The sequence below is a fragment of the Isoptericola sp. NPDC055881 genome, from assembly GCF_053615895.1.
This window is the reverse complement of record NZ_JBSHCR010000112.1, coordinates 1-8,564: the sequence shown is the minus strand read 5'-3', so window position 1 is coordinate 8,564 and position 8,564 is coordinate 1. Positions and strand designations below refer to the sequence as shown.

At 74.5% G+C, this 8,564-nt stretch carries 7 protein-coding genes; 2 read left to right on the top strand and 5 right to left on the bottom strand.

From position 1 onward, the window contains the following. Positions 1-79: 79 nt before the first annotated feature. From ACWGKI_RS20060 to ACWGKI_RS20050, 3 genes are all read right to left on the bottom strand, one after another. On the bottom strand, positions 80-2,557 hold the full coding sequence (locus ACWGKI_RS20060; protein ID WP_452189387.1) for a glycoside hydrolase family 65 protein: 2,478 nt from the start codon (positions 2,555-2,557) through the stop codon (positions 80-82). Beyond that, entirely contained in the window at positions 2,554-3,309 is a 756-nt protein-coding gene (locus ACWGKI_RS20055; RefSeq protein ID WP_380241855.1) for an HAD family hydrolase, read from the bottom strand. The genes ACWGKI_RS20060 and ACWGKI_RS20055 overlap by 4 nt, the downstream gene beginning before the upstream one ends. Before the next feature lie 167 nt (positions 3,310-3,476). Further along, on the bottom strand, positions 3,477-4,514 hold the full coding sequence (locus ACWGKI_RS20050) for a uroporphyrinogen decarboxylase/cobalamine-independent methonine synthase family protein (protein WP_380241853.1): 1,038 nt from the start codon (positions 4,512-4,514) through the stop codon (positions 3,477-3,479). Between the two features lie 149 nt (positions 4,515-4,663). Between ACWGKI_RS20050 and ACWGKI_RS20045 the strand changes: the two genes are divergently transcribed. After that, on the top strand, positions 4,664-5,146 hold the full coding sequence (locus ACWGKI_RS20045; RefSeq protein ID WP_452189384.1) for an ester cyclase: 483 nt from the start codon (positions 4,664-4,666) through the stop codon (positions 5,144-5,146). A 94-nt stretch (positions 5,147-5,240) separates the two neighbouring features. Further along, the gene (locus tag ACWGKI_RS20040; RefSeq protein WP_452189382.1) at positions 5,241-6,053 is read left to right on the top strand and encodes a TrmH family RNA methyltransferase; all 813 of its coding nucleotides are present in this window, start codon (positions 5,241-5,243) and stop codon (positions 6,051-6,053) included. Positions 6,054-6,109: 56 nt separating this feature from the next. Here the strand turns inward: ACWGKI_RS20040 and mnmA are convergent, their stop codons facing one another. Both mnmA and ACWGKI_RS20030 read right to left on the bottom strand, forming a co-directional pair. After that, positions 6,110-7,237, bottom strand: a complete 1,128-nt coding sequence (mnmA, locus tag ACWGKI_RS20035) for a tRNA 2-thiouridine(34) synthase MnmA (protein ID WP_452189381.1) — start codon at positions 7,235-7,237, stop codon at positions 6,110-6,112. Next, the gene (locus ACWGKI_RS20030; RefSeq protein WP_452189389.1) at positions 7,234-8,421 is read right to left on the bottom strand and encodes a cysteine desulfurase family protein; all 1,188 of its coding nucleotides are present in this window, start codon (positions 8,419-8,421) and stop codon (positions 7,234-7,236) included. Before ACWGKI_RS20030 ends, mnmA begins: the two co-directional genes overlap by 4 nt. Positions 8,422-8,564: the final 143 nt, after the last annotated feature.

Here is an 8,564-nt window from a genome sequence, read left to right as displayed (position 1 = left end):
GAGTTTGTGTACACAAAACGGGTGATATTGGCGTCCTAATTGCTCGATTATTTCCAACCCACAACGTCTCGGGGATGGGTCAGGAGTGCGGCACCGTCGCGGTGATGAGGGTGCCGTCGTCGCGACGGTTGCCGGACAGCGCGCGCAGGCTCGGACGGCCCGGGCGGACCGGGCCCTGCCCGTCGAGGGCCACGCGCACGGGCTCGCCCGGCACCACCTTGACCTGCTCCCCGCGCACGGCGACCTGCGCGCCCTCGCCGGTCTCGGCAGTGAGCTCGAGCTCGTCGGCGCGGACGGTGACGCGCAGCCGCGAGCCGTGCCACGCGACCCGGAAGGTCAGCTCGTCCCAGCCCTGCGGCAGGCGCGGGTCGAAGGACAGCTCGCCGTCGTGGTCCCGCATGCCGCCGAACCCGAACGCGAGCGCCGACCAGGTGCCGCCCGCGGACGCGACGTGCACGCCGTCCGAGGCGTTGTCGTGCAGGTTGGCCAGGTCCACCAGGAGCGAGGAGACGAAGTACTCCAGCGCCAGCTCGTGGTAGCCCACCTCGGCCGCGACGATCGACTGCACCACGCCGGACAGCGTCGAGTCCCCCGTGGTCAGCGGGTCGTAGTACTCGAAGTCGGCGAGCTTCTCCTCAGCCGTGAAGTGCTGCCCCTGCAGGAACAGCGCCAGCACCACGTCGGCCTGCTTGAGCACCTGGTACCGGTAGATGACCAGCGGGTGGTAGTGCAGCAGCAGCGGGCGCTTCGTGACCGGTGTCGCCGCGAGGTCCCAGATCTCCCGCTCCAGGAAGTGCGAGTCCTGGGGGTGGATGCCGATGCTCTCGGCGTACGGGATCGACATGTGGTCGGCCGCGCGCGTCCACTCGGTCGTCTCGTGCACACCGAGGGACAGCCGGTCGGCGAGCTTCGCGTAGTCCTCCGGGTACTCCTCGCGCATCCGCTCCACGACGAACGCCGCGGCGCGCAGGTTGAACCGCGCCATCACGTTGGTGAACAGGTTGTCGTTCACCACGGTGGTGTACTCGTCGGGACCGGTGACGCCGTGGATGTGGAAGTTGTCGTCGCCGTTCGCGCGCCAGAAGCCGAGGTCCTCCCACATGCGCGCCGTCTCCACCAGGACGTCCACGGCCTCGCGGCGCAGGAAGTCGGTGTCGCCGGTGGCCCGCACGTACTGCACCAGCGCAAAGCTGATGTCCGCGTCGATGTGGTACTGCGCCGTGCCGGCGGCGTAGTAGGCCGAGGCCTCCTCGCCGTTGATGGTGCGCCACGGGAACAGCGCACCCTTCTGCGACAGCTCCTGCGCGCGACGGCGGGCGGCGTCGAGCATCTGGTAACGGAAGCGCAGCGCGTTGCGGGCGTACCGGGGGCTCGTGTAGGTGAGGAACGGGAGCACGTAGACCTCCGTGTCCCAGAAGTAGTGCCCCGAGTAGCCGCTGCCCGTCAGGCCCTTGGCGGGGACGCCCGACCCCTCCGCGCGCGCGGTCGCCTGGGCGAGCTGGAACAGGTTCCAGCGTACCGCCTGCTGGATCTCCGGGCGGCCCATGATCTCGACGTCGGACCGCGTCCAGAAGTCGTCGAGCCACGCGCGCTGCTGGTCGAGCTGCACCTGGACCCCGCCCGCGCGGACGCGGTCCAGCGTGCGGCGGCAGCGTTCGACGAGCTCTCGCGTGGGGACCCCGCGCGAGGTGTGGTAGCTCACCACCTTGGTCAGGCGGATCGGGTGCCCGGCCTTCGCGTCCACGCGGAACACGTGCTTGGCCAGGTCGTCGTCCACCTGCGTGCGCACGTCCCACTCGTCCTCTGTCTCGAGGTGGTGGTCCGCCGCGACCGCGAGCGTCATCCCGGAGTTGGTGCAGCGGTAGGACAGGACGAGGCGCTCGTCGTCGCCCCAGCGGGTCTGCGGCTGCAGCACCCGGCCGCCGAATGCCTCCGCCTTGCGCGGGTCGAAGCCCTGCCCGAGGGACGCGGCCGGCACGTGGTACTCGTCCTGGCCGTCCTGGCGGTTGAGGATCTGGGACGAGATCGCGACAGGGGCGTCGGCGTCGAGCAGCGTGACCTCGAACGTCATCACCCCGAGGTGGCGCTCGACGAACGAGACCATGCGCTGGGAGCTCACGCGCACCCGCTTGCCCGACGGCGTGCGCCACAGGATCTCGCGCCGCAGCACGCCGTCGCGCAGGTCGAGCGCCCGCTCGTAGTCGATGAGGTCGGCCACGGGCAGGAGCAGCGGCTCGTCGTCGACGTAGAGCCGGATCACCTTGGTGTCCGGCGCGTTGACGATGGTCTGCCCCACCTTGGCGAAGCCGTACGCCTCCTCGGCGTGCCGGATGGGCCACGTCTCGTGGAAGCCGTTGACGAAGGTGCCGTGCGAGTGGGACTCGCGCCCCTCCTCGACGTTGCCGCGCATGCCGAGGTAGCCGTTGCCCACCGCGAACAGCGACTCGGTGACGCCCAGGTCCTCGGCCGAGAACTCGGCCTCCACCAGCCGCCACGGCTCGGCCGGGAAGCGCAGGCGGTCCACGGACCGCTGCTCGTCGGCGGTGCGCCTGATCATGCCTGTGCCTCCGGTCCGTCGACGGAGCGGGCGGGGGCGTCGAGCACCGACGCGTCCAGCTCGCCGAGGTCGCCCACCACGCGGTCGGCGCCGTGGGCGGTGAGGGCCTGCGCCCCGACCCCCCGGTCGACACCGAGCACCAGGCCGAACGGCCCGGCTGCTCCGGCCTGCACGCCGGACAGCGCGTCCTCCACGACGACCGCCTCGGCGGCCGGCACCCCGAGCAGCGCGGCGGCCCGCAGATAGGTGTCGGGGGCCGGCTTGCCGGCCAGGTGCTCGCGCGCCGCGACGTTGCCGTCCACGACCACGGAGAACCGGTCCGTCAGCCCGGCCGCGGCGAGCACCGCAGGCGTGTTGCGCGACGACGAGACGACGGCGACCTGCGCGCCCGCCGCGGTCACGGCGTCGAGGAAGCGCACCGAGCCCGGGTAGGGCGCGATGCCCTCGTCGGCGAACATGCGGTTGACGATCTCGTCCTTGCGGTTGCCGAGCGCGCTCACGGTGTCCTCGCCCGGGGCGTCGTCGGCCGTGCCGCGCGGCAGCTCGACGCCACGCGAGGCGAGGAACGTGGCGACCCCGTCGTAACGGGGCTTGCCGTCGATGTGCGCGAAGTAGTCCGCGGCGGTGTACGGGGCGAGGCCACGCGCCTCGCACCAGGGCGCGAAGAGGCGCTCCCACGCCCGCATGTGCACCTCGGCGGTCGGGGTGAGCACTCCGTCGAGGTCGAACAGCACGGCTCGGAGGCTGGTCACGGGCGTCCTTCGCAGGTCGGGGGCAGGTCGTACGACGACGGCCCGCGGTCCGACGGGACCGGGCAGACGCCGAGGTTCAGCCTACGCAGTCGAGGAGGCTGGCCGGGACCCCTCGGGGCGCCTCGGCGAGATCTCCTCGGATCCGTCCCCGATCCGTCCCGGCCTCCTCAGACCTCCGCCCGCTCCCCGAGCGCCTCGGCCACGCGGCCGAGGTTGGCCAGCTCGGCGCGGTGGGTGTCGACGGGCTCCAGCCGGCGGCGCGGCGCGGCGAGGAGGGTCACGTCGGCGAGTCCCGCGGCGGGGAGCCCGACGCGCCGCCACGGCTCGGCGACGAGCCGCACGAGCTCCCCGAGCTGGGGGCCGGAGCACTGCGAGACGGTGGCGGGCGGCAGCCCCGCCCACAGACCGACGCCGCGCTCGGTGGCGCGCGCGAGCAGCTCCCAGGCGCGCTCGTTCCAGCCGCCGGGGCCCAGGTCGGCGAGGGCGATCCCCACGGCGTCGGCCCCGGCGAGGGCCACCGGCGGCACCCCGACCCACGTCCCCCCGAGGTGCACCACGACGCGCGCCCCGGCGTCGTGCGCGGCGTCGACGACCGGCCGCAGGCCGTCGACGACGTCCGGCCCGGCCACGGCGCGCAGGCGCGAGAACCCGGAGAAGCTGGGCAGCACGCCCGCGTGCACCTGGCCGAGCAGCGGCTCGGTGAGCTGGAGGACCGGCGTCGCGCCGGGTACCTGCACCCGGACGGTCGCCAGGTGGGTGCGCACCGCCTCCGCCAGCGCGAGCGACAGGTCACGACGGGCGCCGGCGTCGGCGAGCACACGGTCACCGCGAGCCGACCAGAGCTCCGCCGCGAGGGTCCACGGACCGACCACCTCGACCGCGAGCGGGCCGGTGTGCCCCACCGCCGCCACCGCGAGCGCGGACAGGTCCTCCCGCAGCAGCGTCTCGGCACGTCGCAGGTCGACGCCGGGGTGGTCGGCGAGCTTCCACCCGTGTGGGCCGAGCTCGACCGGCATCTCCGCGAGCAGGGCTGCCGTGCGGCCGACCGGGTCCGCGCCCGGGCCGCGACCGGTGAGCTGGGCGAGGAACGGCACGGGGTCGACACCCGTCGGCAGGGACGCCAGGTCGTCGAGCACGGTCTGCTGGGCCACGAGCTCGTCGCGCGCGCCGCCCGGCCACGGGCCGTGCCCGGAGACGGCCGTCACAGGGCCACCCCGGGAGTCGTCAGCTTTTTCACCACCACGTCACCTCCTCCGCCGCGTCACGCCGCGGCGGCTCGCTGCTCTCGTAAGACAGGAGCGGCCGTCGTCGGCGCTCACCAGGAGCACCGTATCGGCCGGACGAAGGAGTCCCGATGTCCGTGATCCTCGACCAGGCGCCCGCGTCACCCGCGGGCCCGGCCTCCCCGCTGCCCGCGTCGCTCCCGGCCCACCTGCCGTCGGCGGCCCGCGCGGTCGCCACGCGCGTGCACGCGAACGCGATGCCGTCGGGCGCCGAGGCGGTGCTGCGCCGCCAGCTCGCGCCCGGCTTCCGCAACCACGACGTGCTGCCGGGCTGCAACGGCGGTCCCGACGCCCTCGTCGCCACGATGCAGTGGTTCCATGACGCGTTCGACGAGCAGCACGTCGAGGTGCTGCACTCCGTGACGGAGGGCGACATGGTGGCCCTGCACGTCGCGTTCAGCGCCCTGCACTCGGGCTTCTTCCTCGGCGTGCCGCCGTCGCACCGGCGCTTCACGGTGCGCGAGATGCACCTGGTGCGCGTGGTCGACGGGCTCGAGGAGGAGCACTGGGTGACGCGCGACCAGGTGTGGTGGGAGCACGAGCTGCGCCGCTGAGCGCATCCGGCCCAGGCGCCCGGCCCAGGCACCCGACCCCGGCGCCCGACCCCCGGCGGCGCCCGCGGGCGGAGCGCCGTGGGAGACTGCGGGCATGCGGATCACCGTGCGCAACGCCCGTTTCCAGCAGCTGCAGACGTTGCTCACCAACCGCACCAAGCGGGGTCGCGCCGGGGAGTTCCTGGTGCAGGGCGTGCGGCCGATCACGATGGCCGTGGAGCACGGCTGGCAGGTGCGCACCCTGCTGCACGAGACCGACCGGCGGCTGTCGTCCTGGGCGCAGGACCTGCTGCAGGCCACCGGCGCCGAGACGATCGCGATGGCGCCCGACCTGCTCGCGGAGCTCGCGGAGAAGGACGCCGGCGCCTCCGAGCTGCTCGCCGTCGTCGCGATGCCGGCCGACGACCTGGGCCGCGTCCCCGTCGGTCCGTCCTTCCTCGGCGTGGTGTTCGACCGGCCCACGCAGCCGGGCAACGTCGGTGCCGTGGTCCGCTCCGCCGACGCGTTCGGCGCTGACGGGCTCGTCGTGACCGGGCACGCCGCCGACCCCTACGACCCGAAGTCGGTGCGCGCGTCGACCGGCTCGCTGTTCGCGCTGCCCGTGGTGCGCGCCGCCTCCCACCACGAGGTCCTCGAGTGGGTGGGGCGGCACCGCGCGGCGGGGACGCCGGTGACCGTCGTCGCGACCGACGAGGACGGCGACGCCGCGCCCGCCGACGTCGACCTCACCGGTCCGGTGCTGCTGGCCGTCGGCAACGAGACCGCCGGGCTGTCGAAGGGGTGGCGGGAGGCCGCCGACGTCACGGTCGCCATCCCGATGGCCGGTTCCGCGAGCTCCCTCAACGCGTCCAACGCGGCGTCCATCGTGCTGTACGAGGCGCACCGCCAACGGCTCGCGCGCGCCTGACCGGACGGCGCCGAGGCACCCGGATCGCGAGGCACCCGGGTCGCGAGGCGCCCGGGTCAGCCGCGCCAGGCGCGCGCGACGGTGCCCTGCCCGAGGACGCGCGTCCCGCGGTAGACGACCAGCGACTGGCCTGCCGCCACGCCCCGCAGCGGGCGGCCGGTGAGCTCGACGTCGATCGACGCGCCACCGTCGGCGTCCGTCGTCGCCCGCACGCGCGCAGGGACCGGCGCGCCGTGCGCGCGCACCTGCACCTCGACGTCGTCGAGCCAGCCGGGCCCCGCGTGCTCGACGGGCGTCGTGAACCACACCGCCTTGCCGGCGGACACCCGGTCCACGCTCAGCAGCTCGGCCGGGCCGACGACCACCGTGTTCGACGACGTCTGCACGTCCACCACGTACCGTGCGCGCCCGTCGGCCGCCGGCCGGCCGAGGCCGAGGCCCCTGCGCTGCCCGACGGTGAACGCGTACGCGCCGTCGTGCTCGCCCACCACGTTCCCCGCCGTGTCGACGACCTCCCCCGGTCGCGAGCCCAGCCGGTCGCGCAGGAAGCCGGGGGTGTCGCCGTCGGCGACGAAGCAGATGTCGTACGAGTCCGGCTTCGCGCTCACCGACAGGCCCCGCCGCTCAGCCTCCGCCCGGACCTCCGCCTTGGACACGAACCCGCCGAGCGGGAACATCGCGCGCGCCAGGCGGTCGGGGCCCATGACGGCCAGCACGTACGACTGGTCCTTCTCGTCGTTGGGCGAGCGGTGCAGCTCGCGGGTCGCCGACCCGTCCGCCCCCTCGCGGGTCACGACCTGGGCGTAGTGCCCGGTGGCGACGGCGTCGAAGCCGAGGGCCGTGGCCTTGTCCAGGAGTGCCTCGAACTTGATGTGCTCGTTGCAGCGCACGCAGGGGTTGGGGGTGCGACCCGCCTCGTACTCGGCCAGGAAGTCCGCGACCACCGTCTCCTCGAACCGCTCCGAGAGGTCCCACACGTAGTACGGGATGCCGAGGACGTCCGCGGCCCGGCGCGCGTCGCCGGCGTCCTCGATGGAGCAGCAGCCGCGCGAGCCCGTACGGAACTGGTCCCGGTTGCGGCTCAGCGCCATGTGCACGCCGACGACGTCGTGCCCCGCCTCCACGGCGAGCGCCGCGGCCACGGCCGAGTCCACGCCGCCCGACATGGCGGCCAGCACCCTCACGCCGCACCCCCCGCCCGCACCGGCGCCGGGCCCGAGACGAGCCCGGCCGCGCGGGCCCGCTGCACCACCTGGGGCAGCGCCGCGACGAGCCGGTCGACGTCGTCGGGCGTCGACGTCGCGCCGAGGGAGAACCGCAGCGCGCCGCGCGCCTCCAGCTCCGGCACACCCATCGCGAGCAGCACGTGCGACGGCTGCGGCACGCCCGCCTGGCAGGCCGAGCCCGTCGAGGCCTGCACGCCGGCCGAGTCCAGCAGGTACAGCAGCGAGTCGCCCTCGGCGCCCGGGAAGGTGAAGTGGGCGTTGCCGGGCAGGCGGGCCGCGGCCCCGTCGGGGGTCGCCGGGTCGGGGCCGCGCAGCACGGCCTCGGGGTCGGCGGCGCGGACACCCGCGACCAGCGTGTCGCGCAGCGCCGCCAGCCGCACCGCGCGCTCCGGCCGCTGCTCGACCGCCTCGGCCACCGCGACGGCGAAGGAGCGGACCGCCGGCACGTCGAGCGTGCCGGACCGCACCCCGCGCTCCTGACCGCCACCGTGCAGCACCGCCTCCAGCGGCAGGTCCCGGCGGGCCAGCAGCGCGCCGACGCCCAGGGGGCCGCCGATCTTGTGGCCCGTGACCGTCATGGCGTCCACGCCCGAGGCCGCGAAGTCCACCTCCGTCTGGCCCACCGCCTGCACGGCGTCGGTGTGCACCGGCACCCCGTGCTGGTGCGCGAGCCGTACGACGTCGCGCACGGGCTGCAGGGTGCCCACCTCGTTGTTGGCCCACATGACCGAGACGAGGGCGACCTCGTCCGCGTGCTCGGCGAGCTCGGCGCGCAGCGCCACGAGGTCCACGCGGCCCTCGCCGTCCACCGGCAGCAGCACGATCTCCGCGCCCGCGTGCCCGGCGAGCCAGAACGCGGGGTCCAGGACGGCGTGGTGCTCGACGGCGGACACGAGCACCCGGCAGCGGCGCGGGTCCTGCCGGCGCCGGCCCCAGAAGATGCCCTTGATCGCGAGGTTGTCCGCCTCCGTGCCGCCCGCGGTGAAGATCACCTCGCTGGGGCGCGCGCCGAGGGACGCCCCCACGGACTCGCGCGACTCCTCGACCGTCCGCCGCGCGGCCCGGCCTGCCGAGTGGAGCGAGCTCGCGTTGCCCGTGCGGCCCGCCTCCGCGACGTACGCCTCGAGCGCCGCGCGGGACATTGGCGTCGTGGCGGCGTGGTCGAGGTAGGCGCCGGCCGGCGCCTCGGGGGTGGTCACGGTCCCCCAGTCTACGAACTGTCCCGCACGGCAACGAGCGTGCTGACTTGGTCCTCATTCGGGCGGAATGAGGACCAAGTCAGCAC